At 43.4% G+C, this 26,951-nt stretch carries 27 protein-coding genes; 14 read left to right on the top strand and 13 right to left on the bottom strand.

Annotated features, from left to right (window positions below; translation table 11 throughout):
• Nucleotides 1-297: 297 nt before the first annotated feature.
• From PL85_RS10705 to PL85_RS10725, 5 genes are all read right to left on the bottom strand, one after another.
• Nucleotides 298-2,214 carry a coiled-coil domain-containing protein gene (locus PL85_RS10705; RefSeq protein ID WP_115340249.1) on the bottom strand — a complete coding sequence of 639 codons (1,917 nt, stop codon included), beginning with the start codon at nucleotides 2,212-2,214 and terminating at the stop codon, nucleotides 298-300.
• Entirely contained in the window at nucleotides 2,201-2,704 is a 504-nt protein-coding gene (locus tag PL85_RS10710) for an ABC-three component system middle component 5 (RefSeq protein ID WP_088718053.1), read from the bottom strand. Before PL85_RS10710 ends, PL85_RS10705 begins: the two co-directional genes overlap by 14 nt.
• A complete protein-coding gene (locus PL85_RS10715) occupies nucleotides 2,698-3,189 on the bottom strand; it encodes an ABC-three component system protein (protein WP_197056808.1) in 492 nt (163 codons plus the stop codon). The genes PL85_RS10710 and PL85_RS10715 overlap by 7 nt, the downstream gene beginning before the upstream one ends.
• A gap of 63 nt (nucleotides 3,190-3,252) precedes the next feature.
• A complete protein-coding gene (locus PL85_RS10720; protein WP_157727323.1) occupies nucleotides 3,253-3,414 on the bottom strand; it encodes a hypothetical protein in 162 nt (53 codons plus the stop codon).
• A 438-nt stretch (nucleotides 3,415-3,852) separates the two neighbouring features.
• Nucleotides 3,853-5,091: an ISL3-like element ISVa7 family transposase gene (locus PL85_RS10725; RefSeq protein WP_115340247.1), complete on the bottom strand. Its 1,239-nt coding sequence runs from the start codon at nucleotides 5,089-5,091 to the stop codon at nucleotides 3,853-3,855.
• Nucleotides 5,092-5,671: 580 nt separating this feature from the next.
• On the opposite strand from PL85_RS10725, the gene nirB reads away from it, so the two are divergent.
• The 5 genes from nirB to PL85_RS10750 all read left to right on the top strand — a co-directional run bounded on the left by nirB (nucleotide 5,672) and on the right by PL85_RS10750 (nucleotide 10,914).
• Complete coding sequence (nirB, locus tag PL85_RS10730) at nucleotides 5,672-8,260, top strand: nitrite reductase large subunit NirB (protein WP_047689633.1); 2,589 nt, start codon at nucleotides 5,672-5,674, stop codon at nucleotides 8,258-8,260.
• Nucleotides 8,261-8,262: 2 nt separating this feature from the next.
• Nucleotides 8,263-8,598, top strand: a complete 336-nt coding sequence (nirD, locus tag PL85_RS10735; protein WP_115340246.1) for a nitrite reductase small subunit NirD — start codon at nucleotides 8,263-8,265, stop codon at nucleotides 8,596-8,598.
• 142 nt (nucleotides 8,599-8,740) lie between these two features.
• Nucleotides 8,741-9,553, top strand: coding sequence for a formate/nitrite transporter family protein (locus tag PL85_RS10740; protein ID WP_094501277.1), 813 nt, complete (start codon nucleotides 8,741-8,743; stop codon nucleotides 9,551-9,553).
• Nucleotides 9,554-9,621: 68 nt separating this feature from the next.
• Complete coding sequence (gene cobA / locus PL85_RS10745) at nucleotides 9,622-10,377, top strand: uroporphyrinogen-III C-methyltransferase (protein WP_017047244.1); 756 nt, start codon at nucleotides 9,622-9,624, stop codon at nucleotides 10,375-10,377.
• A gap of 63 nt (nucleotides 10,378-10,440) precedes the next feature.
• A complete protein-coding gene (locus PL85_RS10750; RefSeq protein WP_010319683.1) occupies nucleotides 10,441-10,914 on the top strand; it encodes a LabA-like NYN domain-containing protein in 474 nt (157 codons plus the stop codon).
• Here the strand turns inward: PL85_RS10750 and PL85_RS10755 are convergent.
• Complete coding sequence (locus PL85_RS10755) at nucleotides 10,903-11,103, bottom strand: DUF2986 domain-containing protein (RefSeq protein ID WP_010319684.1); 201 nt, start codon at nucleotides 11,101-11,103, stop codon at nucleotides 10,903-10,905. The genes PL85_RS10750 and PL85_RS10755 overlap by 12 nt on opposite strands.
• Before the next feature lie 97 nt (nucleotides 11,104-11,200).
• Between PL85_RS10755 and PL85_RS10760 the strand changes: the two genes are divergently transcribed.
• Nucleotides 11,201-11,605 carry a nitrous oxide-stimulated promoter family protein gene (locus tag PL85_RS10760; protein WP_202599014.1) on the top strand — a complete coding sequence of 135 codons (405 nt, stop codon included), beginning with the start codon at nucleotides 11,201-11,203 and terminating at the stop codon, nucleotides 11,603-11,605.
• 16 nt (nucleotides 11,606-11,621) lie between these two features.
• On the opposite strand, the gene PL85_RS10765 is transcribed toward PL85_RS10760, so the two are convergent.
• Together PL85_RS10765 and trxC are read right to left on the bottom strand one after the other, a co-directional pair.
• On the bottom strand, nucleotides 11,622-12,782 hold the full coding sequence (locus tag PL85_RS10765) for an MFS transporter (RefSeq protein WP_047689642.1): 1,161 nt from the start codon (nucleotides 12,780-12,782) through the stop codon (nucleotides 11,622-11,624).
• Between the two features lie 193 nt (nucleotides 12,783-12,975).
• Nucleotides 12,976-13,410, bottom strand: a complete 435-nt coding sequence (gene trxC / locus PL85_RS10770; RefSeq protein ID WP_017043322.1) for a thioredoxin TrxC — start codon at nucleotides 13,408-13,410, stop codon at nucleotides 12,976-12,978.
• A gap of 189 nt (nucleotides 13,411-13,599) precedes the next feature.
• Between trxC and PL85_RS10775 the strand changes: the two genes are divergently transcribed.
• Nucleotides 13,600-14,691 (top strand): ketoacyl-ACP synthase III, encoded by a 1,092-nt coding sequence (locus PL85_RS10775; protein WP_026027878.1) that lies wholly within the window; start codon nucleotides 13,600-13,602, stop codon nucleotides 14,689-14,691.
• Between the two features lie 89 nt (nucleotides 14,692-14,780).
• Here the strand turns inward: PL85_RS10775 and glpC are convergent, their stop codons facing one another.
• The 3 genes from glpC to glpA are packed head-to-tail and all read right to left on the bottom strand — an operon-like array spanning nucleotide 14,781 to nucleotide 18,963.
• Nucleotides 14,781-16,007 carry an anaerobic glycerol-3-phosphate dehydrogenase subunit GlpC gene (gene glpC, locus PL85_RS10780; RefSeq protein ID WP_094130348.1) on the bottom strand — a complete coding sequence of 409 codons (1,227 nt, stop codon included), beginning with the start codon at nucleotides 16,005-16,007 and terminating at the stop codon, nucleotides 14,781-14,783.
• Nucleotides 16,004-17,317, bottom strand: a complete 1,314-nt coding sequence (gene glpB / locus PL85_RS10785; RefSeq protein WP_017046392.1) for a glycerol-3-phosphate dehydrogenase subunit GlpB — start codon at nucleotides 17,315-17,317, stop codon at nucleotides 16,004-16,006. Before glpB ends, glpC begins: the two co-directional genes overlap by 4 nt.
• A complete protein-coding gene (glpA, locus tag PL85_RS10790) occupies nucleotides 17,314-18,963 on the bottom strand; it encodes an anaerobic glycerol-3-phosphate dehydrogenase subunit A (RefSeq protein ID WP_115340245.1) in 1,650 nt (549 codons plus the stop codon). The genes glpB and glpA overlap by 4 nt, the downstream gene beginning before the upstream one ends.
• Nucleotides 18,964-19,492: 529 nt before the next feature.
• Here glpA and PL85_RS10795 point away from each other — a divergent pair.
• A complete protein-coding gene (locus PL85_RS10795) occupies nucleotides 19,493-20,347 on the top strand; it encodes an MIP/aquaporin family protein (RefSeq protein WP_010319894.1) in 855 nt (284 codons plus the stop codon).
• Between the two features lie 52 nt (nucleotides 20,348-20,399).
• Nucleotides 20,400-21,920 carry a glycerol kinase GlpK gene (gene glpK / locus PL85_RS10800; protein ID WP_115340244.1) on the top strand — a complete coding sequence of 507 codons (1,521 nt, stop codon included), beginning with the start codon at nucleotides 20,400-20,402 and terminating at the stop codon, nucleotides 21,918-21,920.
• Nucleotides 21,921-22,069: 149 nt separating this feature from the next.
• On the opposite strand, the gene PL85_RS10805 is transcribed toward glpK, so the two are convergent.
• Entirely contained in the window at nucleotides 22,070-22,321 is a 252-nt protein-coding gene (locus PL85_RS10805) for a YgjV family protein (protein ID WP_013867916.1), read from the bottom strand.
• Between the two features lie 307 nt (nucleotides 22,322-22,628).
• Complete coding sequence (locus tag PL85_RS10810) at nucleotides 22,629-22,946, bottom strand: DUF496 family protein (RefSeq protein WP_115340243.1); 318 nt, start codon at nucleotides 22,944-22,946, stop codon at nucleotides 22,629-22,631.
• 190 nt (nucleotides 22,947-23,136) lie between these two features.
• Here PL85_RS10810 and PL85_RS10815 point away from each other — a divergent pair, with 190 nt between their 5' ends.
• The 5 genes from PL85_RS10815 to PL85_RS10835 all read left to right on the top strand — a co-directional run bounded on the left by PL85_RS10815 (nucleotide 23,137) and on the right by PL85_RS10835 (nucleotide 26,947).
• Nucleotides 23,137-23,340, top strand: a complete 204-nt coding sequence (locus PL85_RS10815; RefSeq protein ID WP_026027876.1) for a hypothetical protein — start codon at nucleotides 23,137-23,139, stop codon at nucleotides 23,338-23,340.
• Between the two features lie 57 nt (nucleotides 23,341-23,397).
• Nucleotides 23,398-24,051, top strand: coding sequence for a YceH family protein (locus PL85_RS10820; protein WP_019282227.1), 654 nt, complete (start codon nucleotides 23,398-23,400; stop codon nucleotides 24,049-24,051).
• Nucleotides 24,052-24,375: a GIY-YIG nuclease family protein gene (locus PL85_RS10825; RefSeq protein WP_013867913.1), complete on the top strand. Its 324-nt coding sequence runs from the start codon at nucleotides 24,052-24,054 to the stop codon at nucleotides 24,373-24,375.
• A 95-nt stretch (nucleotides 24,376-24,470) separates the two neighbouring features.
• Nucleotides 24,471-25,622 (top strand): conjugal transfer protein TraF, encoded by a 1,152-nt coding sequence (locus tag PL85_RS10830; RefSeq protein ID WP_115340242.1) that lies wholly within the window; start codon nucleotides 24,471-24,473, stop codon nucleotides 25,620-25,622.
• Nucleotides 25,623-25,846: 224 nt separating this feature from the next.
• Complete coding sequence (locus tag PL85_RS10835) at nucleotides 25,847-26,947, top strand: autoinducer 2-binding periplasmic protein LuxP (RefSeq protein ID WP_017048780.1); 1,101 nt, start codon at nucleotides 25,847-25,849, stop codon at nucleotides 26,945-26,947.
• The last annotated feature ends 4 nt before the right edge of the window (nucleotides 26,948-26,951 follow it).

A 26,951-nucleotide genomic window follows, 5' to 3' on the forward strand; every position in this document is an offset into this window, starting at 1 on the left:
GATTTGTGTATAAGAGACAGCTCCTAACCTCCCCCTGAAAGGGGGAGGAACAGAACGGTTCAGCTTCCACTCTGGAGCATAATGGGGCAAAAATGAGCCAGCGAAGATCGGCCTGACAAAAGTTTGGACAATTCCGAGTTACCATCCGTAGAGCACCCTGTCTTATCGGATTACTTCTGGTATTGCAACGATTTGGCCATCCTAAATGTGGCTGGCCAAATTCTCTTATCTACAACATTGAGTTATTTACTGATGATTAAAGTCTATGTATCTATAGACTTTCACATAGTTTTATTACTATGCCTTTGATGCTTTGAAATTCAAACTCTTACTATTTCTGGTAAATGTCGTTCCTACAATATAATCATTATTGTCTAACGACTCTTCAATACTCTTGGTTGCAAAAATAATTTGAAACTCAACTTGAGAATCAGAAAGAAGATCATGAATAGCTTTTTGAAAATTTTTAGAACGACTATCTTCCATACCGCCATTCTCAATACCATCAAGAATCAAAAACCTCGGAACACGTAGGTATGTTTTCTCCAATGATGTCATCAATAATGCTAGCCTAAATGAGTTGTATAAATAGACCATACCACTTTCAGAAAAAGATGATTTACCATTTACTGATATACTATTGGAGGCAAAATCAAATTCTATATTTTTAGCAGAAGCAAACTCATCCTCCGAACCAATATCTTTTTTAAGAACTGAGATAAGGTTCTTTGAAATACATTCTCTAACTTCAGGTTCTCTCAATCTATAAACATTTTCTTTTCTAGATATTTTATCTTTAAGATCGTTGACTGCCTTTTGAGTCCTATCTCTTTCGTCAGTAAGCTCCGCTATTGAATTTAATAATTCAGCAATTCTATCTAGGTTCTCAATTTTTTCTTCTAGATAACCAATCTTCTGATAGCAACCAAATATCTTTGATTCATTCTTGTTATTTATAGATGTTATGACAGACGAACTTTCCGAAATACTTTTTCTCAACTGCGTTCTCAAGTCTTTTCTCTTTCCTTCAAGAACGGTAAGTTTTTTATTTTTTCGTTCTATTATTCGATTAGACTCAGCAAGTTGGAGATCTATTTCGCTTGACATACGCAATAAATTTTCGTTTGCTTCACCTTTATCATTAGTTTCTGAACCACATAATCCGCAACTATTCTTTTTCACTGAGTTCAGTTTGGATTGACAACAAGGGCATACTTGGAAAGAGAAGTTTGATATTGATTTGTTAACAACAATTGCGTCTTTAATAGCTAATTTTTTGTCTTTCATTTCTGAGATAAATTGTCCAGAGTCTTCAATATCATACTGAAGTGTTCTTATTTCACTCTCACACTCATAAAGGCTTGTTTTCAGCTTAATGTTGTTAATAGCGATTTTTTCAGATGTAGACTTCTCATCCTTATATTCACCAAAAGACTCTAATTTACTATTAATAACATCCTGATTTAATTCAACGATCTGCTTTAAATAGTCCTTCTTTTCGTCTTCAATGGAGCTATACTCTCTAGAAAATGACGTTTTACCAACAACCGAGTGTATTGCTGTAATCTCTGAGACTAACTTGGTGAGTTTCTTATCTTCTTCAATAAGTGCTATTTTATAGGCATAAAGATCGTTATCGTACAAGCCTAACAGGTAGTTACCTATAGACTCCCTCTTAAATGCAGAGTCAAATGGCTCGATATTAAAAATATTACCTGAAGCGTTAGATTGGTCACCATAAATAAGTCTTAACACTTGGTGTATAGTAACATTATTGTTATTTGCATCCGCCTTGGCTTCAGGAATATTAAGAATGTCAAACAACTTTTGAGAAAAGCTAATACTATCGTATTGAGATGAATATGAGTGTTTTTTCCAGTTTTCAATCCCAGTATTTAGAGCATCGGCTATTGGCATAAAACAAAACCACATTGGTTGTTTTTCTTTACCATTGATATCTCTTTTTATCGTAATATCAATGCCATTTACCTTAAGCCCAACATATACGGAATCGCATGCACCAGCTTCATCTTTCCAGTTAGTTACTTCATACCCCATCCCAAAAACTAACAGTTGGATAATTGAGGTCTTTCCTCCACCATTACATCCGCTAAGAATATTTATTCCATGGTGAAAGTCTTCGTCATACATATAACTACTATTTTTTGTAGCGATAAGCCTCGAGACTCTTAATGATGGATTATATAGCATCATATTTACATCCCATTAAGTTACTTGCAGACTTCAAACCATTATCACCTACTAAGTCCATATCTATAAGGTGCTTTTTTATAAAAGACACTGCTTGTGATGATATACTATTTAGTTCTTTAGAAATAATATCTTTTATCTCTGGAGATACTTTATCATAATTAAATGCTAATCTATTCGTCTCTTTTACAAAGCTAATAACACCTAGAGTTTCTAAGTAACAAATAGCCATATCTTGAACAGGTTTCATAATCTCAAATAGGTTATTATCACTGTAGTTTTGATAGTTATTAGTAAACGACTTAAACACATTCCTTTCTTTGACCATATCTCGACCAAGTTTCATTTTAGATATATGAACAGGGTGTGCCAAAATAAAATCAAGAATTCTCAGCCTATCCTTTTCCACTTCTTTTCCATCTAACTCCATCGATAAAGCAGATAACCTTAAGACTGTATGATTTACGTCTATAGACTTGTTATAAACTAACATTCATCCCACTCCAGATGACAGTTACCAGTCAAATAAAATACCATCCCATTAATCTGCCTATGGTATATCTCTAAAACATTTTCCCCTAACTTTTCAGAGATCTCTATTTCAACACATGTTCTTAAGAGAACTTTCACTTCAGATACTGAAATACTAGGGTGTAGCTTCGGTTTAATCTCTGTATTAAAAATAGACTCAACATCTGCAAGAAGATAAGTGATTATTTTTTGTGCTGAGTTGTAATGTTGATACTTTAAAATGAGTTTAGTAATTAGCTCTTTTAGCTCTTCTGCATCTTCAATAAACTCTGAAAGACCTACATCAGACAGTTTCTGTGCTAGGTCTCTACGCTTCTTTTTTTTGGTCTTATAGTGTTGCAACTCATCAATAAACTCAAAGGTCAGCTGCTCGCCAGTGACCTCATCTTTATAAGCTTTTGATAGGTGGTCAAGTTGAGTTGGCTTAGGAAGGACATTCTTTACCATGTCCCTCCCTGCATAATCACCTTTAATTAGAACGTTTCTTAGCTGATTGAACAAAGTCATTTATCACTTCTTATCACGACCAACAAAGTCGCCACCGATGTCTACATCTTTCAAACTATTCTTAACGCTTTTGCCAGATTTAAACTTCAATACAACACGGATCCCTAAACCTAGAACAGCTACTATAGCAACACCAATCAAGCCCATTGTCACAAGATCATTCATCAAAATACCTAAAATTCATAAGGTTATACCAAGTGGTTGGGAAATGTATGATAATTCCTAGAGATACATTACCTTCATATGAGTATGATTGTACTACAAAGTAAGTAGCTGAAAGAAATGGAATTTGTGACCGCTACCAAGGAATCGTGACTTAACCTAAAGTAGTAATATACCCTGTAGATCCATTCAACTCCTACTAGGGAGTTGAAACCAAAGATAACCAATTACTTAACGTAAAATTTAAACGAAGTTAGTAGATATGCTTGATTAAGCATTAGTGTCGGTACTAAGAGCTAAATGTATGCCATTAGTATACATGCTGAGTAACTGTTTTAATGAGGCTTAAAAGATACTACCGCCAGCCCACCAAACGTTTAGAAAGGGCAACGGGTCAGGTCTTGCGTTTTGCCACGCATTACTTTTTGGGCTCTTCTCCGCTTAAATGAGCTTGATTTCTGGGTAAATGGTAGAGTGAGTTTCTAGGATTGAGGTTTGTCTAATCTTCAATTTAAAGTAATCAGTATCCCTGACTCCTCGGGCTCTCCGTCTAAGAAGGCCTATCGATACATTCCCAGCTTCCACTCGGGCATTCGTCAGCTTATATTTTGCATAATTGCAGATCCCAACTCTTCTCTCCCAAAGCGCGTCTGCAAAGTTGATGAGAGACAAGATCCTCGTCTTTTTAGCAAGCTGGCACCACGCATCAAGCGCTGCGATCATCAAGTCAAAATGACGTTCATCCCATAAGGCTTGAAGCTGCTCTTTGAGCATATAAATCGTACAAAGAGTCTTATTGCTTTCAAGTAAATCATCTAGCCTATCTGACTGATTATCGCTTAATTTCGGCGCATTTTTGAGGAGTAAAAATAGCGTCCCCTTAAGCATTTTCTTCTCGTCATGTGTTCCTTTCCTAAACGCTTTATTACGCTCTTTCCTTATCAGAAGAGAGTAATTCTGCATAACATGAAACCGGTCAAAAACGATGTCTGCCTTCGGAAGAGCGTTTCTCACTGCTGATTGGTAAGATTGCCCCATATCCATTGATACCGCTTGGATGCCGTCTCTCGTTTGCGGTGATAATTGTTCAAAAAAGTTGATGAGTACGTTTGAAGTTCGCCCATGGTCAACCCAAATAAGTTGTCCTGAAACTAGATCATAAACGACGGTCATATAGTCATGGCCTTTAGCCCTGGCGACTTCATCAACGCCAATATGAACAAGGTTGGTCAAATTCTTAGGCTCTAAAGCGGGCAAGGTAGATAACAGAAATGCTTTATCGATATTTTTCACGGTTTCCCAGCGTATGTCTAAATGCTTAGACACTGCGTGGATGCTCATATAGCGACATAGTCCACTAATAAAGTGACAGAATCTCTTGGTATAACGACTCCCCTTATCAACAAAATCAGTCGCTTCAATCAACCTTCGGCCGAGCCTATCTCTTGTCTGAGCCAATTCAATTTCTATAACGCAAGGGCGACCACTGACAGGTAAATCCGACAGGCGACGGTGAACATAGTGGTCGACTGTGCGCGGTGCTCCAGTCTCAGGGTCAACAACTTTACAGCGTCTATCTCGCTTGCATTTGACGAGTACTGAATGAGAGCTTTCTTCGAGCGTTACAGACTGTACGGATTGGCCTTTAAAGTTAAATAGAGCGGAAGATAATAACGACAAACTACAACACTGAGATATAAGACGGTAAGTGATTATAAATCAATGCATTACTGATTATATTGTTAATTTATAGACTCATCTAAGCGGAGAAGAGCCCTTTTTGTATACCAAAACTGGCTAACTATGCATGGTGTGTTTAAAAGCGTAAGAAGCTTCGGGGCAAAAACATTCCAACAACCTATATCGCTCATCATAAATAGCATACCCAATACTCACGAAATTAATTCCCTCCCCCTAAAAGGGGGGAGGAACAACGCCGTCATAAGCTTCTACTCTAAAGCATAATGAGCGTGTTTAAGTTGTTTATATAACTTCTGCCAAGTGTTTTGACAGAGGAAAACTGACAAGTTTTGTTGTAAATGATCAGGTTTGATTGGAAGTGATCATACTATATAAATTATCTTCCTATACCTGTCGGCCCCTAGTATTCACGGTAAGGTGTTTATTTTTCTCTGATACTCCTCTTTATGGCTACCTCTTTAGGGTAGTTTGAGTTTGTAATTGATTTACATCAGTAATTCATTTTCTTTCATAATTAAAAATCTCGCTCAATGAAACGTTACCATAATTAGGAACCCATATGAGCAGGATGAAGCTGGTTGTTATCGGTAATGGCATGGTTGGCCATCGCTATATCGAAGATTTGGTCGAAAAAATGGAGGCATCGGCTGTTGATGTCACGGTTTTTTGTGAGGAACCGCGTGTTGCCTACGATCGCGTCCATCTTTCTTCCTACTTTTCGCACCATACTGCTGAAGAGCTTTCGCTCGTTAAGCCGGGTTTCTATCAAAAGCATGCGATTAATGTCTTGATGGGCGAGCGGGCGGTTAACATTAATCGCGAAAAGCGCGTGGTCTATTCAAATACTGGCCGTGAAGTGAGCTATGACAAATTAGTCTTGGCGACTGGCTCTTATCCCTTTGTACCGCCAATCAAAGGCAATGAAAGTAAAGACTGCTTTGTCTACCGCACCATTGAAGATCTAAAGGCCATCGAAACGTGCGCGAAAAAGAGCAAAAGTGGCGTAGTGATAGGCGGTGGTTTACTTGGCCTTGAAGCGGCTGGCGCGCTGAAAGCGTTGGGCGTACAAACCCATGTGATTGAGTTTGCTCCGGTATTAATGGCTGAGCAACTTGACTTGCAAGGCGGTTTACAACTGCGTAATAAAATTGAGCGGATGGGGGTGCAAGTTCACACTAGCAAAAATACGCTAGAGATCGTTGCTCAAGGCGAGACCGCTCGTAATACCATGAAGTTTGCCGACGGTTCGGATTTGGAAGTTGACTTCATCGTATTTTCCGCAGGGATACGTCCTCAGGACAAATTAGCTCGTGATATGGGCCTAGACATCGCGCCGCGTGGTGGCGTTGCCATTAACGATCACTGCCAAACATCCGATCCTGATATTTACGCGATTGGCGAATGTGCTTCTTGGAATCAAACCTTCTTCGGTCTGGTCGCTCCTGGTTACAAAATGGCAACGGTTGCGGTTGATCATCTTGTGGGCAATGAGAGCCAATTTAGTGGTGCAGACATGAGCGCCAAGCTCAAACTGCTGGGCGTGAAGGTGGGATCGATTGGTGATGCCAATGGACGAACTCCGGGTTGTAAAAGCTACGTCTATCAAAATGAAGAAGATGAAGTTTATAAGCGCATTATCGTTTCTGAAGATGGTAAAAAACTGCTTGGTGCAGTTTTAGTTGGCGACACGTCAGATTACGGCGATTTACTGCAACTCAAACTCAATGATATTGAGCTGCCCAAACACCCAGACACCTTGATTCTACCCGCGCATGCTGGCGCTGAAAAACCGGCATTAGGCGCGGATGCACTACCTGATACTGCGGTGATCTGCTCTTGTTTTGATGTGACTAAAGCGAAAATTGCCCAAGCCGTGGCCGATGGTCATCATACGCTCGGCGCGATTAAAGCGGTGACAGGGGCAGGAACCGGTTGTGGTGGTTGCGTGCCTTTAGTGACGTCGGTTCTGAATGCGGAATTGGCTAAATCGGGTGTGGAAGTCAAAAACGACATTTGTGAGCACTTTGCATATTCACGCCAAGAGCTGTTCCATTTGATCCGCATTAACGGTATCAAACGTTTTGATGAGATGTTGGCAAAACATGGACGCGGTTATGGGTGCGAAGTCTGTAAGCCAACAATTGGTTCGATTCTGGCCTCGTGTTGGGGGGATCATGTGCTCTCGCCATCGCTGGTCAGTTTGCAAGACACCAATGATAACTTCTTGGGTAACATGCAAAAAGACGGTACTTATTCGGTGATCCCACGCATGGCGGGTGGTGAAGTCACACCACAAGCGCTTGCGGTGCTGGCGAATGTCGCTCAAGAATACAAACTTTACACCAAAGTGACGGGCGCGCAGCGCATTGGTCTATTTGGTGCTCAAAAAGACGATTTACCAGAGATTTGGCGCAAACTGATTGATGCTGGATACGAGACAGGTCAAGCGTATGCGAAAGCTCTGCGCATGGCAAAAACGTGTGTCGGTAGTACGTGGTGTCGTTTTGGTGTGCAAGATAGCGTCGGTTTGGGTGTGCTGATTGAAAACCGCTACAAAGGTATCCGTACACCACACAAGATGAAGTTTGGTGTCTCAGGCTGTACCCGCGAATGTGCCGAAGCGCAAGGGAAAGATTTAGGCCTGATCGCGACCGATGCGGGTTGGAATATGTATGTCTGCGGTAATGGTGGTATGAAGCCTCGACATGCGGATCTGCTGGCCTCTGATTTAGATGAAGCAACACTACTGAAATACATCGACCGTTTCATGATGTTCTACATTCGCACAGCCGATAAATTACAACGCACCTCAGTGTGGCTAGACAACCTAGAAGGTGGTGTTGATTACCTGCGTGAAGTGATTGTGGACGATAAGTTGGGCATTAACGATCAACTCGAAGCGGATGTGGCGAAGCTTATTGCTGATTATCGCTGTGAATGGACAGAAACGCTTAATCATCCTGAGCAATTAACTCGTTTTACTCACTTCATTAATTCTGATTTACGCGATGAGAACGTCGTGTTCGTCAGCGCTCGTGAGCAGCACCGTCCTGCGACTTATAGCGAAAAACACCCAGAAGCCAAAGGCGATATATTCCACATTGCGCTTGCTGATTCGGCAATCTCTACCCCTGTTTTGGAGAAATAACCATGGCCAATAACACAGTATTTCAAGCCATCTGTGACATTAATGACATTGTTCCCGGAACGGGTGTGTGTGCACTGGTTAATGGTGAACAAGTGGCTCTCTTCCGTCCGACTGAAGCGCAAGAAGTGATGGCGATAAGCAATATGGATCCCTTTGCTCGAGCCAATGTGTTGTCACGCGGTTTTATTTGCCAACATCAAGAGCAGTTCTGGGTAGCAAGCCCGCTTAAAAAGCAGCGTTTCAATCTCATAACAGGCCAATGTATGGAAGATGAACGCGTTAGCGTGAAAGCTTATGCCGCGCGAGTCACCGACGGTGTGGTCGAAGTCGCGGCTTAACAGCCGCTTTTGAGACGATGAGATTCAATAGCAAAAAGGTTCCTTGTTCATCGAGTTCTCTTGGTGATGCATTGATGGTTGGGAGCCTTTATCTATTCAATTTCCCTTTTTAATTTTAACTTTGGTGACAATAAGGACCATTATGTCTTATGTAAAACCTGCCGATTTTGTGCAAACAATGATTGACGCTGGCGAAAGCAAAATCTTCATGTCAACGCGCGATACCCTGATTCGCGGCATTATGGCGGGGGCGATTCTTGCTATCGCAGTCGCTGTGGCCATTACTGCGGCTGTGCAAACCGGAGTGCCTATTGTTGGCGCTCTGGTCTTCCCTGTGGGATTTTGTATTTTGAACCTAATGGGTTTTGATTTATTAACGGGTGTTTTTGCTTTAGCACCTTTAGCTTTGTTTGAAAAACGCGCCGGAGTAACCAAAGCGGGCGTTCTACGGAATTGGGGCTTGGTTGGGCTAGGTAACTTAATCGGTGCCGTTGCCGTCGCCTTTTTAGTGGCGCTAACCTTCACCATGAATTTCAGTATCGAGCCGAGCGCGGTTGGGCAAGCGTTTATCAAAGCGTCTACTGCTCGCACTCTTGGCTTTGCCGAACACGGTATTAATGGCTGGATCACCGTGTTTGTGAAAGGCATCTTGTGTAACTGGATGGTGTGTCTAGGTGTTGTCGGTGCTATGACATCAACTACTGTGAGCGGCAAAGTGGTTGCAATGTGGTTACCTATTTTTATCTTCTTCGGTTTGGTTTTTGAACACGCCGTAGTGAACATGTATCTGTTCCCACTTGGTATGATGCTCGGGGCTGAATTTACCATTGGTGATTGGTTGGTGTGGAACCAAATTCCGGCCACATTGGGTAACTTAGTGGGCGGCTTGTTATTTACCGGGTTAAGCCTTTACATGACTCACGGTAAAACCTTGCCACAACGCAACCTTGGCTAACCATTGTTAAGTGAGGTTTAACCTCGCTTAATGACGATATCCTTTTGTCGATAAGGTAGAGAGTAATCATGGTAAGCAGTGTAACGAGTCGCGGTTTTGTCTCTTTAGTCGGCGCAGGGCCAGGCGATCCCGATCTACTGACGGTTAAGGGGCTACGCGTGATCAGCCAAGCGCAAGTGGTGGTGTATGATCGTTTAGTTTCGCAAGCGATTTTAGATCTGGCGCCAAGCAGCGCGGAGATGATCTACGTTGGCAAACAGTTGGATTTTCATTGTGTGCCGCAAGATCAGATCAACCAAATTCTGGTCGATAAAGCCAAAGAAGGTAAAAAAGTTGTCCGTTTGAAAGGCGGTGATTCCTTTATTTTTGGCCGAGGTGGTGAAGAGCTCGAAACGCTGGCTGAACATCATATCGCTTATGAAGTGGTTCCGGGGATCACGGCAGCAGCAGGCTGCACGGCTTACGCGGGGATTCCGCTGACGCACCGTGATCACGCGCAAAGTGTGCAGTTCATTACGGGTCACTTACAAAAAGAAGGTAAAGCGATCAATTGGCGATGTTTAGCGCAAGATAATCAAACCTTGGTTTTTTATATGGGGTTAAAGCAGTGCCCGAATATCACACGAAACTTGTTGGATGCTGGCCTGAGCGCAGAAACGCCTTGCGCGATTATCGAACGCGGCACTACAGATAAACAGAGAGTATTGACGGGCTCGCTTGACGATTTACCCCTTTTAGCGCAACAAGCACAAAGCCCAGCCTTGATTGTGGTCGGCAGTGTGACTCGCTTGCACGACAAATTGAAGTGGTTTGGCGTATACTAAGCGCAATTTGCAAAGCAGCGGCGAACAAGCCGCTGTTTTTGTTTCTATTTGAGAAGAGAGCTCATGGAAAAAGTTGCCATTCTTGTCGACGTTCAAAACGTCTATTACACCTGTAAAGAGAAGTACCGCCAGCATTTTGATTACAACCAATTTTGGTATGTAGCCACTCAAGGGCGAGAGGTGATCAAAGCCAATGCCTATGCGATTGCTAGCCAAGATCCTAAGCAGCGCCAGTTCCACCATATTTTGCGCGGTATTGGTTTTGAGGTTCAGCTTAAGCCCTTCATTCAGCGTCGTGATGGCAGTGCAAAAGGGGATTGGGATGTCGGTATTACTCTCGATGCGATTGAGCTGGCAGAGCAAGCGGATGTGATTGTTCTGGTATCAGGAGATGGTGATTTCGAGCTATTGGTCGAACGGATTAAACAGCGTTTTAACAAAAAAGTAGAAGTGTACGGAGTACCAAGGCTGACGGCTCAAAGCCTTATTGATGTCGCCAGCCAGTTTGTTCCAATCGAGCAAGACTTACTGTTGTAGCTCACCTTCAGCAGGCACAATCTCACTATGTTGGGTATCTACCGTGCTGGTTGAAGCGGCTTGCTCTGCGTCTAATTTTTCACGTTCAGCTTTTGAAATATAACGAGGCTTATTGCTGCCGTGCAGCTTGGCATGCTTCTTTTTAAGATGCTTTTGCAGTGTTTGGTTAATTTTCTTTTTGCGGTTCATAGTCGTCTGCTCTTTGACACAAAGTCTTGGGTACATGAGGAACAAGGTGGCGCAGGATACTTGTTTTTATCTGCGATCTCAATGGGAGTTATTGGCAATGGAAAAAATGCATAGCGATCTTTTAACGGGAGAGCTACTCAGTGAGTTTCGCACCGTAGAGGCGATGGTGAACATTTATTGTCAGCGCCATCATCGCTGTCAATCTGGCCTCTGTACGTGTTGCAAAACCTTGTTGGAATATGCGCAAGTACGCTTAGATCGCTGTCCTTATGGCCAACATAAACCCACCTGCAACCGTTGCCCAATTCATTGCTATAAGCCTGAGCCGAAAGAACAAATGAGATTGGTGATGCGTTACGCAGGGCCAAGAATGTTGCTCTCTCACCCTATATTGGCGATCCGCCATCTACTGCATGAAAAACGTGCACTACCAGAAAAACCAAAGGCGCATGCATCAAATCGCCATCAACGATTGAACCGTGCGCCTTGCGATAAAATATGATCGGCTTTGCTGCGACTTATTTCCCCGCCACCCACTGGCGTTTGGTTTTGAGGCTTGAAGCCAACATATAAATACAAGTCGCCAGTAAAGCAATAAAGAGATAACCCATTAAGCCTTGCGATCTTTGCATAAACCAATCAGCGATCACGGGGCCAACCACAGAGCCGATACTGTAGCTAAACAGCATAACTTGTGTCGCCGAGACAATGTAATTGGCATCGAGCTTATCACAACCTAAGTTGATGGCGATTGGGTACAGGGCAAACGTCGCCATGCCTAAAAAAAACAAGCTGGCAGCTAATATCATCATCGTTGAATCGAACAAGGTTATGGTAATCGCCGCAGAGCCAATCAAGCAAAACAGTGCCATTAATAGTGTTCGGCCCAAAAACTTTGATAGCCAAGGCACCATAGGTTGCACCGCCATGCCACCCAAAACTACAAGCGCCATTAAGCTGCCAATATCGGTATGGCTGATACCGCGTTGTTCCAATTCAACAGGCATTAGACCGTAGATAGCTCCCAAAGTGAGCCCTGAAACTCCGCAACCGAGCAAGGCGGCATGGTTTAGTTTGAGTACCTGTTTCAGTGATAGGCTGACGGCATGCTGAGTTGACGGTTGGTCAGATTCGCCATAAATCAGCACCACACTGGCGATTAATAGCAAGGTAATGATGGCAATGAAAGGCACGCCGCCTGATACGCCTAAATAACCAATCCCTAATTGGCCCAATGCCGTGCCGCCGTAAAGCGCCGCCATATAAATACCAAGGCGTTTTGCTCGGCCTTTTTCATCACCATGTAATAGCCAAGACTCGACAACGACAAAGACACCAGCCACCGCAATACCAGCAACAAAACGTGCCACTAACCAAGCACTGGCATAGTGCAGAGCAGGTAAGGCAAAAATGGTTAACATGAGCAGCGCTAAGCACCATACAAAAGCGTTTCGGTGGCCAACGCGGTTGACAACAGGTTCAACGACTAATGCGCCGATCAATAAGCCAGCGTAAAAGACACTGGCAAGCCAGCTTGCCAATGAGCTCTCAAGCCCGTAGTGCGGCAACATCAATGGGATCAGGCTCATTAAATAGCCTGAGGCAATCGCATAAAGCGATAGCGCAATGACCGGAACGGAAATGCGAGGTGAAGACGCGTTCACAGTAATGTTGTCCATTGACTTTGCCTCAAAACCAGAATTGATGGGATATTTTGCGGCGAATATGGAGCTGATATTGAGAAATGTAAAACGAAAAATTATGTTCTTAACGATTAATTTTATTAATCGAAAATAAAGCAAGAGAAATGAGCAGTAAAGTTGGCATAAATCGATAAAAAATGCCAACTTTATTATTGGTTATAATGATAGATTATTTCAATATGGCTTGGTTTAACCATTGATCAAATTGACTTTTTGGTAAAGCGCCATTGATCATATCGACTCGTTGACCATTTTTAAACACCATAATGGTTGGAATGCTGCGAATTTGAAATTTTGTGGCGAGGCTTTGTTCACTTTCAGTATCAATTTTTATAAAGCGAATGTTTCCTTTTCGTTCTGTCGCAGCATCACTGAATACCGGAGCAAAACCCACACACGGATTACACCAAGGTGCCCAGAAATCGACGACAACGGGTTGGCGACTATTAAGCAGTGCTTCGAAATTGGCTTCCGTTCCTTCAATGGGCGCTCCATCAAACAGGGGAGCTTGGCATTTACCGCAGTTTGGGCTTTCTGTCACTCGTTCTATCGGAACTCGGTTCATTGCGTGACACGAAGGACAACGAGTATTAAATGTTGACATGGTTTCCTCTCTTTATTTTTGTGTTTTGCTCCAGTCGCATTTAACGCACTAGACTTAACGTCAGAGCAAAAGCGCGTATACTGACTGACATCAAAAAGACCTTTTGAGTCTCATTTCTCTTTCATACAATGAGTTTTTAATTTTAGGTCTTTGGATTGCATTAGAAAATACAACAAAAACAGGTTAACAATGACAAAATTCTATGCCGAAATTACAGGTTGGGGTAAATGCCTACCACCTGCAACGCTCTCAAACCATGATCTTAGCACCTTTATTGAAACTTCCGATGAGTGGATTAAAACTCGCACCGGGATTGAACAGCGCCGCATTAGCCATGTGAATACCTCGGATTTAGCTACGGTGGCCGCCCAACACGCCATCGCTTGTGCTGGGATTGATGCAACTGAGATTGATCTCATCATCATCGCAACCTGTTCGCCAGATTCTCTTATCCCGAATATTGCCTCGAAAGTGCAACAGAATCTTGGGATTAAAAATGCAGCCGCTTTTGACTTAAATGCAGCCTGTACCGGTTTTGTTTATGGATTAGAAACAGCGACGCGTTTAATGCAAGCAAGCCATTACCGCCATGCGTTAGTGGTGGGTGCTGAGCGTCTCTCTTTTTACATTGATTGGACCAAACGTGATACCGCCGTGTTGTTTGGTGACGGTGCTGGTGCTGTTGTCTTGAGTAAAACCGATAAAGTAGTGGGTTTGCAAGATGCACAAATCGGTTGTGATGCAGAAGGGCGTGATATTTTGGCGGTGCCTAAATTTGGCTCATCGATGGATCGTTTTGCCGCTGACAATGGGTATTGGGATTTTGATTTTGTTGGGAAAGAGATTTTTAAACGCGCGGTTCGAGGCATGGGCGCAGCGGCGCAAACTGTGTTGGCGCGTTCCGGTCTTTCAACCGAACAAGTCGATGTGGTGATCCCGCATCAAGCGAATATTCGCATCATTCAAACCTTATGTGACTTATCAGGTATTAGCCAAGATAAAGCATTCGTTAACATTCAACACTATGGTAATACGTCTGCCGCGACCGTACCTATTGCATTGTGTGAAGCGGTAGAACAAGGGAAAATCAAACCGAATGATAACCTGCTGGTGGCTGCTTTCGGGGCGGGCTTAACTTGGGGGGCTGGGCACATCAAATGGGGCGAGCGTGTTACCGCGATTAGCCGTAGCCAAGCGCAGTTACCAGAGTCTCAGTCCAGTGCGTTAGAATTATTGGCCAATGCAATTGAGCACTGCCAGCAGCGCCCGCTATCTAAATAACGCTTAGAAAACGAATGTTCACACAGTACAAGCAGTATGAGAACAGGCCACAATGTGGCCTGTTTTACTCTCAATGCTAGGTGTATAAACTAGGCAATCGCCATGGCGAGCAGGCTAATTGGATGAATGGTTTCTAACGCGGTATTTTCTTCAATTTGCCATTTACAGGTTTCACAATCGGTAATCGCATAGTCAGCTTGCGATGTTTTGATTGCATCAAACAGGTGCGCGCCAATTTTCATTGAAACGTCATAGTTCTCTTCTTTAAAACCGTAGGTTCCCGCTAAGCCGCAGCATTCGCTGTCTAAGACCACTAACTCCAATCCTGGGATCATTTTTAATAATTCAATGGTAAAAATGACATTACCGCTGCGTTCAAGGTGGCAAGGGGTGTGGTAAACCACTTTCAAGTTAACGGGTTTCATTTTAGGCGCATTACCGCTCATGAACTCTTTGAGTAGAAAGCGCGTGACGTACTCGATTTGTTTGACCACCTTACTATTATCAACCCCTAAAACATGAGGGTATTCTTGTTGTAAGGTAAACGAACACGTTGATGAGGTGGAGAGGAGCGTCGTTTGACGATCAACTACCGCGGCTTCGATATTTTTCACATTCAATAGCGCATTTTTACGTGCTTTATCGTGAAAACCATTGGCAATCAGTGGTACACCACAGCATTTCTCGTTATCCAGTAACCGTACGCCGATATTCATCGCATTCATCACAGAGACAAAATCTTTACCTAACTGCGGGTGGTTATAGTTAACGTAGCAGCCGTGGAAATAGGTCACTTGCCGGTTATACAGGGGTTGGCGTGTGCAGTTCTGCTTAAACCAACGACGAAACGTGCCGTGTGAATATTTGGGAAGTGATTTATGATCGTGCACACCAATGGTCTTGTGCATCAGTCTTTTTACCATCGGCATAGCCGTAGCAGCGTTCACTATCGGTGCAAATGGTGTGGCGATCGTGCCAAAAAGATCGGTATGGCTCAGCACGTAATCACGCACCAGCTTTGGACTCAGCGTTTTTTTACCATGTTTGCCACGCGCCACAGCAATGATATCGCCAATTTTTACTCCGGAAGGACAGGCGGTTTCACAACGTTTGCAGTTGGTGCAGAGCTTGAGTAGGTCGTCATAATACTCTGCGCTTTTAATCCTCAAGCGTTCGCCATCCGGTCCGCACTGTTTTGGCCCCGGATAGAGTGGGTTTGCTTTAGCAACCGGGCAATAAACGGTACAAACAGTGCATTTGATGCATTGATCAAAAGAGGTATTTTTGGGTGCGGCTTCAACAAAAGAGGTGCTCATGCTAATACCTCCTGAATGGCTGGTCGAGATTGAGTTTGAGCCATAATTTGAGAGGTAGCGTGGTAAGCGCTGGCAATAGCAACGCCTCCACCGCTGCCTTCAAAGACAGGATCATAACCCGCGAGCATCGAACCACAGCAGTATAAATTGGTAATGATATTACCTTGATGAGTTGGGTTCAGTGACGTGTTGGTCAGCACACCAAAGGTCATGAAAGGGTGAGAGTTTGCTGAGAAAAAGGCATGGTTTCGCCATAGAGCGCGATCATGACAGCTCTCCGTCTCTAATTGGAACACGGGTTCGCTAATACCGTGATGAGAAGCCTGTAAACCTTGGCTGAAATAGCTCCCTGTAGCCATCACGAAATGGTCAGCTTGAATCGGCATATCATTGAGATTTTGAGTATGAATGGCGGTCAAACGGTTACCATCAAATTCACCACTGATGACTTTATCGCCTTTTAAATGGGTACCACCCATGGTTAAAAAAGCTCGGCTGAGTGTCTCTTCAATGCGGATGCCCATTAATGATGGCGGCATGGTTGGGACTTCATGCAACTGCAAGTTGGTTTCCAATTTGAGTTTGTTCAGTAAGGTTAACCCATCACCATTGCCCATGATGGCAGGTAGGATCACTAGATCTTGCACAGTGGCATGACGGATCAGTTGATCACAAAAACTGCGCCATGCATGTGGTTGTTTGAGCAAACGAGCAATATCGATGGATCGCAGTTCGTTGGGATTATGGCGAAGTGCTTCGAAACCCGGAATCGTGATATTGATGATCTCACTTGGGATAGCCGAAAATGCAGGTAGAGCGCGTAAGTTATCTTGCAGCATGTGTGGTTGAAAATCTCGGTAACCATCGATGGCGAGCAGCACAATACGCTTGAAATCAGCATTTGCTTTATGTTGATAAACATAAGGTTGTGATAACCAAGTGGCTTTCAATGTCCCCATCGGAGTAATGCGATAGTGGTTACTGTTGTCCGCTTGGTGTGTCAGCGGCATGCCGCGCTGCTGCAGCGTTTTTTGAAACCACATTAACCCTTGCGAAATAGTGTCAGCGCCAATTTTACTGTAAGGGTGATTCGGGGCTTGTTGACGTAATGCTTCAATGGCGAGCAAAGGGGATTCAACCGCTTCGCCGCTAGGCAGTTTACCCAGAACATCGATGGAACCGGATGAAAAATGCAGAGCACTTTGGCCTTGACTGATCAGTGCAGTTTTTAGACCCGCTTGTAAGCAGCGAAGACCAGCACTGTAACCTGCAATTCCACCACCGATAATTGTGACGTCGTATTTCATCATAACGTCTCCTCACTTTCATTTTGCTTGTGTTGCGTTGGAATGTCATTGGCTCCGAACAAGCCTTCATAAATCCAGTAACTGAATTCAGCTTCGCGCAGTGCATCTCCCCAGAAAATCGGTTTAATGCCTTTCCAGCGCTCTTCTAAAAACTCAACCAACAGTTGGCTCGATTGGTTTCCCGAAACGTGACCATATTCTTGAAATAAGCTGGCGGCGCGATAGCTGCAAAGCTCTCCTTGGCATGGCCCCATACCTAAACGAGTGCGGCGACGTAAATCGACCAAGTTATTTACATCGAGTTGTTTAATTGCGTATTCAATTTCGCCCGCGGTCACCATTTCACATTCACAAATAACCGCTTGGCTCTTTGCATCATCAGATAAGAAATTTTGTGCGCGCTCACCATGGCGATAAAGAACCGATTCATAGACGGGTTTGGCAATGCTGGCGGTTTTTTTGACCTGTTTTGGGGTTTCGTTGGAGCCGGGTAGGGCGCGAGTATGAGTTTCGCAAGGAGTATTGTTGCCCAGTTTTTTAGCGACTAAATCGGTCGCCCATTCTGCCATTAGGCGGTAAGTCATTAATTTACCGCCTGTAATCGTGGTGAGGCCTTTCAATCCATCGCGTTGTTCGTGGTCAAGTAATACGATGCCGCGACTGATGTTTCGGCCGCTGCCATCATCATTAATAGAGACCAATGGACGCACACCCGCATAAGCGCGTAATACACGAGTATTCGCCATGATGGGGGCCAGTTTCGCGCCTTCGGCCAGGAGTATATCAACCTCTTTTTCAGTCACGTGCAGGTTGTCAATTTGGTCGTAGTCAATGTGTTCAGAGGTAGTACCGATCAGTGAAATGGTATCACCAGGGACAAGAATATCGGCATCAGAAGGCTTGCGACAGCGGTTGATCACAAGGTTGTTGATACGATAATCAAGGATCAACAATGAGCCTTTCGCGGGGAACATTTTGATGTTGAGATCGGCGTATTCACAGATGTTTTGTCCCCATATTCCAGCTGCGTTAATCACTTCTTTGGCGAAAATCTCATATTGTTGATGAGTGTTGAGCTGTAAACAGCGCACGCCTAATACTGTGTCACCTTGGCGGATCAGCGACGTCACAATGGTTTTGTTCATGATCCGCGCACCATGCTCTTTGGCGTCTAGCACATTGGAAGCGCATAAACGAAAAGGATCGAGTGTGCCATCGGGTACTTTGATCGCGCCAACAAGGTTTGGATTAACGTGAGGTTCTAAACGCAGTGCTTCTTTGGCAGAAAGCGGCTCGGTTGTAATCCCAGCTTGAGCGCACGCGTCGATAAACGTGCTCTGAAAAGCAAGATCGTCTTCAGGCAGAGTAATGAACAGGCCGTCGGTTTTCTCTACACAATGTCTAGCGATATTTTTTAAAATTTGATTCTCTTGGATGCACTCTTTGGCCGATTCAGGATCGGTAACTGCGTAACGTGCCCCTGAGTGTAATAAACCGTGATTTCGCCCGGTGGTACCAGAAGCAATATCATCCTTTTCTAGCAAAATACACGCAATGCCGCGCAGTGCGCAGTCGCGCATGATCCCAGTACCGGTTGCTCCGCCACCAATGATAACAACATCGGTTTCAAATCGTGTGGTTGTGGTCATGGTGAAACCTTATTCGATGAAAAACTTATATTTAGTGTGGCATTTTCAATAGAAAATGTTCGATATATTGCTCACAAAAGCGCGAATGAGCGAAATTGTGTTTCATTTTGGCGGTAATTTCATCTTTGTATGTTATTTCATATCAAAATGATGAACGATTTAACAATTTAGGTTGGGTTAATTTAACAACTGAAGTGGATTTTAGAGAACAAATGCGCTTACGAGCTGATCCGATGACTTCGTCATCATGCCTCTCTTAGCAGTATGAAATCATATCTCTATCCGTTATTGCACTTGATTATGTCGTTGTTTATAGAGACACCCTTAGTTTCCTATCATTTGTTAAGCTCTGCGTTAATGAGCAGAAGATCAAAATAATGAGTTAATTAACAAAAAACGATATTGCAAGTAACAAAATTGTGTTCGAACGCTCATAAATGCTGTTTTTTAATTTTCGTGGGAAGAAAAATGTGCAAAATTTGCCACACACAAACATTGTGTACACAAAAAATAAACAAGGACACTTACTATGACTCGAACAAAACAACATACTCTTCTCGGAGAGTGTATCGCGGAGTTTATCGGCACCGGATTGCTGATTTTTTTCGGTGTAGGCTGTGTTGCTGCCTTAGTTCTTACTGGCGCACAATTTGGTCAGTGGGAAATCAGCATCATGTGGGGCTTAGGTGTGGCAATTGCCATCTATTGCACTGCGGGTGTTTCTGGCGCTCACATTAATCCAGCTGTGACCATTGCACTGGCCGCCTTTCATGGCTTTAATAAAGCGAAAGTGCTTCCCTATATTGCGGCGCAAATGCTCGGTGCATTCTGCTCTGCTGCTCTGGTTTACGGCTTGTACAGCAACCTTTTTACTGATTATGAAATCGCACACAATTTTGTACGTAGCAGTCAAGAAGCGTTAGCCACAGCGGGTATTTTTTCTACCTACCCTAATGCTTCATTATCATTTGTTGGTGCATTGGCGGTCGAATTTGTCATCACAGCAGTATTAATGTTCGCTATTTTGGCACTAGGTGATGAAAATAACGGCGCACATCGCAATGCAATGAACCCATTGCTGATTGGTATTCTGATTGCGGTTATCGGTGGTTCACTTGGCCCATTGACTGGCTTTGCAATGAACCCTGCGCGTGATTTTGGCCCTAAATTGTTTGCCTACTTAGCTGGCTGGGACTACGCACTAACAGGTGCAAAAGATATCCCATACTTCATCGTACCTATCATTGCTCCTATTGCTGGTGCCTGTTTTGGGGCATGGGCTTACCCTAAATTTATTGGCGCGTACTTACCTACTGTCGGCGTAGGCTGCACCATTCCAAACCAGTGTGATGACGTAGAAGAAAGTGAGCAAGCTCACGTCTAAAATAACGACAACACTTTATAAAACGATTAACGTGAAAGATAAGGAAAAGACCATGACTGAGCAGAAATATATTGTTGCCCTTGACCAAGGAACAACAAGCTCACGTGCTGTAGTGTTAGATCATGATGCTAACATTGTCAGTGTTTCTCAGCGTGAATTTACCCAGATCTACCCTCAAGCTGGCTGGGTTGAACATGATCCACTGGAAATTTATGCGACGCAAAGTTCGACGCTAGTAGAAGCACTTGGCAAAGCTGGTATTCGTAGTGATGAAATTGCGGCGATTGGTATTACCAACCAACGTGAAACTACGGTGGTGTGGAACAAAGAAACGGGTAAACCAGTCTACAATGCGATTGTATGGCAATGTCGACGTACCGCATCCATTTGTGAAGAATTGAAAGCCCGCCCAGGGTTAGAAGAGTACATTCGTGAGAATACAGGCCTAGTGCTTGACCCTTACTTCTCTGGCACCAAAATCAAATGGATTTTGGATAATGTCGAAGGGGCTCGTGAAGACGCCGAGGCTGGAAAACTACTGTTTGGTACAATTGACTCGTGGCTCGTTTGGAACATGACACAAGGCCGTGTTCACGTTACGGATTATACCAATGCATCTCGCACTATGCTTTTCAATATCAACAACTTGCATTGGGATGAGAAAATCCTAAAAGAGTTTGATATTCCTTTGTCTATGATGCCTGAAGTGAAGAAATCTTCCGAAGTTTACGGCCAAACCAACATTGGTGGTAAAGGCGGGACACGTATTCCTATTGCTGGAATTGCGGGTGACCAGCAAGCTGCGCTTTATGGGCAGATGTGTGTTGAGGCGGGCCAAGCAAAAAATACTTACGGCACTGGCTGTTTCTTATTGATGAACACAGGTAAAGAGAAAGTCACCTCACATAATGGCTTGCTAACAACTCTAGCTTGTGGCCCTGCTGGTGAACCTCACTACGCGCTTGAAGGTGCAGTCTTTATGGGCGGTGCATCGATTCAATGGTTGCGTGATGAATTGAAACTGATTTCAGATGCGCATGACTCAGAATATTTCGCTACGAAAGTTGATACGGCCAACGGCGTTTATGTTGTGCCAGCGTTTACTGGTTTAGGCGCGCCGTATTGGGATGCTTATGCCCGTGGTACGATTGTTGGTTTAACGCGTGGCGTGAATTCGAACCATATTATTCGTGCGACCTTGGAAAGTGTCGCTTACCAAACACGTGATGTACTTGATGCAATGCAAGCTGATTCTGGCATCAAACTGTCAGCATTACGCGTAGACGGTGGCGCGGTAGCCAATAATTTCTTAATGCAATTCCAATCAGATGTGCTTGATACCGAAGTACACCGTCCTAAAGTGACGGAAGTGACCGCGCTAGGAGCAGCCTATTTAGCTGGTCTTGCGGTTGGCTTTTGGGGAAGCTTGGATGAGCTTGTTGATAAAGCCGTGATCGATAAAACATTCGTTCCTCATCAAGATGAAGAGAAGCGCGATCGTCGCTATAAAGGTTGGAAACGTGCGGTGAAATGTGCTCAAGCTTGGGCAACTATGCACGATGACGAAGAGTAATACTTAGCCTTATGGCCTCTATGTATCCCCCTGCTAGAGGCTTTTTGCTTGGCTATTTATGCTTTTGCTCTCTGATTTATCGATAAAAAATGCTCTGTCATCGTGGCAGAGCATTTTTTTACACGTCAATTTTTATTATTTTGGGTTTATCATGCAGCGCTTTTGGCGTCAGCCGTTTTTTTTTCTCGTTGCATCTTGGCTAAAAAGTAGATGTTTACGCAGGCGATAAAACCGTTGGTGAGCACTACAGGCCATGAATCAATCATGAGTCCGTAAGCGGTAAACAGTGCACAACCAACAAAATTAAGAATACGCAGTTTAACGATATCTTTCATTGTCAGCGAGATTGCCACCATGATCGAAGCTGCATAGCCCAAAATTTCAACCACATTCATTTCCATAATTTGACCCTCTTAATATATGCCGAACGATGTCGGTACCAATCTTCTCGCCGTGAGATAAGTGAGGAAGCTCCGTGCCTCGAATGGTCATAATTGATTTACTGTGTATAAATATAACAATAGCTAATATGTGATAAAAGACTCAAAACTAGGTTCGGTGAAGGTTAGCGATTACGCAAACGTTTAATGTCTATCACATAAAATTTATCGCACTTTTTGTTGATAGAAATATTGATTTGTTTTGTGAATGTTTTGGCCATAAAAAAACCCGTCTTAAGACGGGTTTCGAAGATGGTCGGCATCAATTTTACTTTTTGCCTTGAGTCATTTGTTTATCTTTATCGGTCAGCTCGCTGATACGACGGCTAATATCACGGCGCTCTTTTGAAATTTCTGCGCTTTTGATGATGTGATCATCGACGCGATCTTCATAATCGGCTTTCATGTTATTGATGATCGCCATGACTTCTTCGTGGGTCATATCCGGTTTCATGTAATCGAGTAAGTTTTCAAGCAATTCAACTCTTTTACGGTTATCACGAACTTTTTTCTCGTTATCTAGCAGTTCACGTTTCAGTTTATTTTTACGGCGAGCTTGGTTAACAATTTCAAATACGATACTCATAGGTTCCTTTTCCCAACTTGAATGTCAATGTCATTGATTAAATCATATCGAGCTGATTCATAACAGCCTTTAGATCAATCCTGACTCACTCTTGATTAAGAAATAATCACTCTAGTCATGAGTGATTGTATTGGTACGGATAGGCGCTATATCATGTACCTTTCAAATCGCTATCTTATGGTATTTAGAGATGCAACTTTCAGAAATTTTAGTACCTAAAAGAAAAGATGTACCTGCAAACGCTGAACTGCATCACAGTGTTAAATTGCGTGAAGCTTATATTAGCGAGCGTGAGAAGCTGGAGATGACCGAGTTAGAGTTAAGCCGTGCAAAGATTGTGATGATTGATAGCAATGGGAAAATCATCCGAATTTCACTGTTGTTAGAACACTAATGCAACATCAATTGTGGCCTCGATTAGGAAACTCCGCTTAGAAAAAAGGAAATTATAATGAACATTGAGCTCTCTCCCCTAGAAGCACGAATTATTGGCTGCTTAATTGAAAAAGAAGTGACCACGCCTGATTACTATCCATTAACGCTCAACAGCTTGACCACCGCATGTAACCAAAAAAGTAACCGTGAGCCAGTGCTGTCATTAACCGAAGCTGAGGTTCAAGATGCCGCTGAGGGCTTGATCGCTCGTCACCTGATGAGTGATGAAAGTGGTTTTAATAGCCGAGTGAGCAAATATCAGCACCGTTTCTGCAATACCGAATTTGGCGATTTAAAGCTGTCAAATCAAGAGCTTGGTTTGGTGTGCTGCATGCTGCTGCGTGGGCCACAAACGCCGGGAGAGTTGCGCACTCGTACTAACCGATTATGCAGTTTTACCGATGTAAAAGAAGTCGAAACTATTTTAGACGCTTTAGCCAACCGTGAATCAGGCCCGCTGGTGGTGAAGCTACCGCGTGAACCGGGTAAGCGAGAGTCGCGTTATCAACATCTCTTTTCTGGAGAGGTTGACGTTGAAAGTTTAGAGCAAACCTTTGCTCATGCTCCGGAAGGTGGGGCGACTGCTCGTATTGATCAGCTTGAACATGAGGTTCACGCATTAAAAAATGAAGTCGCCGAGTTACGCGCTTTGGTGGAAAGCTTACTGTAAGTGAATAAGGTTTCCCACAAAGATAGCCCGGACTGGTGGGTTTATTTGGTTCGAACCCGCCATCAAGCACTGTATTGCGGTATTACAACGGATGTTGAACGACGCTTTGTACAACACCAAACAGGGAAGGGTGCAAAAGCGTTACGAGGTAAAGGGCCGTTATTATTGGTTTGGTCTCAACGTGTAGAAGGCGGTAAAAGCCTCGCTTTAAAAACTGAGCTAGCGATTAAAAAACTGACCAAATTGCAAAAAGAACAGTTGGTGGCAGGGCAAGAGAATGTTCATTTCTCTGTTAGTGGCATGGATGATTTTGGTGACGATTAGGTTTGGTCAGCGGCATTATTCGCCAATTTCATGTGCAATGTAAAAAATTGTATTAACCTTGTTTAGGGAATAATAACAACAGGGTTGGTTGCAATATGAACAGTTACAACAAATGGTCAGTGGTCTCGTTGCTCTTGTTGGCTTGTGCTTCTGCGCAAGCGGCGAACACGATAGCTGACGCACGTGGTAATGGAATGGGGAATACTGGCGTAACAACGGCCGATTATCTGCTAGCCCCATTCTATAATCCTACTTTGGTGGCCGTGTATCGGAATAATGACACGTTTGGCGTGCTTTTCCCTGCGGTAGGTGGTGCGGCTAGAGACCCAGACAAAAGCCTAAAATCCATTGATGACCTGCAAGATAGCATCAAAGCGTTTGAAAATTCCGGTACACCCAATCAAAGTGATATTGATAAACTCAATCAGTATTTAGACCAGCTTGCCGATGACAAGCCTCTTGCTGCATCGGCGGGCATTGGTATGGCGATAGCAATTCCTCTCGATCTAGTTTCACTTAATATTTTTGCGCGTGGTCACGCGGAGGTGATTGCGCGTTCTGATATTGCGGCAAATACAGGCAGTAGCGGCACCGACGTTGAGAATCGTTATAAAAATTCAACTGTTGATCTGATTGCATTTGGTTACTCAGAATTTGGCCTAGCACTGGCCAAAATATACAACATTCGTGGCCAACAATTTTCATTTGGCATTACGCCAAAAATTCAACAATTAAGAACCTATAAGCAAAATGTTTCGGTAAAAGAATTTGATCTTGCTGATTATGACAAAAGCGAAACGAACGATAATGCCTTCAATCTTGATTTAGGGGCTGTGTGGTTAATTAACGATTTTCGAGTGGGTGTTGCGGTAAAGGATCTTTTTGCTCAAGAATTAAAAACCATTGATGGTTTAAGCTCGTATGATTTGGATACGCAAGTCACAATCTCGGGTGGATATGTCACTGAGTTTTTCACTGCTGCAATCGATTTAGATGCAACAAAGCAGAGTCGTTTCCAAGACCAAAAAGATGATACACAATACCTACGCTTTGGCTTAGAAGGTAATGCTTGGGGATGGGCACAGCTTCGTGCGGGTTATGAAATCGATTTAGAAGATACTTTGGACAACGCCGTGACGTTTGGCATTGGCATCAACCCCGGAGATCTTGTCAGTTTCGATCTTGCAGGAAACTATGCTGGAGATAATCAATTTGGCATTTCTGGAAATTTAGCTTTCACCTTTTAAGTATAGGAAAGCATTCTGATGCTTTTGTTTAGTAAATGAGCGGTTATGAGTGCAAGTCAGCTTTTTTAGTGGTTTGCACTATCATTTATAAGGAACATACTTAATAATCAAGATGATATACGGGCTACTTGTTTGATCCTTCATTGGGTAGTCCGAGAATATGATGAGTGCGAAATCAGCCATTGTGTGTCATTAAATCCAGAAGTTAGTGTAATGAGAATGCCATGAGAAAAATCCTGCTCCTTTCATTTGTGTTCAGTGTCAGTTTGGCAGCCTCCACTCAGGCTGCAGCGCAAGTTTTAAATGGTTATTGGCGATATCAAGAGTTTTTAGATCTTCATCCTGCGCAACAGGCTCTTACCGACCAGATGATACAGGCAGTGCGTCAACCTCCCGCTGTACTCTCAATAGAGCAAGATAAACCTATTCATATTTCTGTTGTTTATCCAGGTCAACAAGTTTCCGATTATTGGGCGCGCAATATCAAAGCCTTTGAGATGCGTTTAGACGAACTTGGGATTAGATACCAAATTAACCAAGTCTTCACTCGTCCGAATGTCGATATTCGCCAACAAAGTTTATCGTTGATGGAAGCGATCAGAAACAAATCCGATTACTTGGTGTTTACGCTTGATACCATCCGCCACCGTAAATTTATCGAGCAGTTGTTAAGTTCAAATCAAACCAAAATTATTCTGCAAAATATCACTACGCCGGTAAAAAGTTGGGGAGATCGCCAGCCTTTTATGTACGTGGGGTTTGATCATGAAATTGGCACAATGAAACTGGTGGATTACTACAAAAAGTCGGCGCCAAAGAATAGTGCTTATTCCGTACTCTATTATTCTGAAGGCTATGTTAGCGATGCTCGCGGTGATAGTTTTATCCAAGAAATGAGTCGAGACAGCAAATATCACTTGGCCTCTTCGTTTTATACAAAAGCGACACGAGATAGTGCATTTGATGCAACTTTGCGTATTCTTAAACAAACACCAGATATTAATTTTATTTACGCATGCTCTACTGATGTTGCACTCGGTGCCATGGATGCGTTGCAGCAGCAAAATAGAGAAGATATTACGTTAAACGGCTGGGGCGGTGGTGAGGCTGAATTGGACGCGCTGCAAAATAGCACACTTGATGTGACTATCATGCGTGTCAATGATGATGCCGGTGTTGCTATGGCGGAAGCCATTAAGTGGGATCTTGAAGGAAAGCCGGTACCTACGGTTTACTCTGGTGATTTTGAGTTGGTAACCAAAGAGGTCTCTTCAGCGTATATTGAAAAGCTCAAAAAACGAGCATTTCGTTACTCTGACCATTGATATA

Source organism: Vibrio anguillarum, assembly GCF_001989995.2.
In the GTDB taxonomy this organism is placed as follows: domain Bacteria; phylum Pseudomonadota; class Gammaproteobacteria; order Enterobacterales; family Vibrionaceae; genus Vibrio; species Vibrio anguillarum.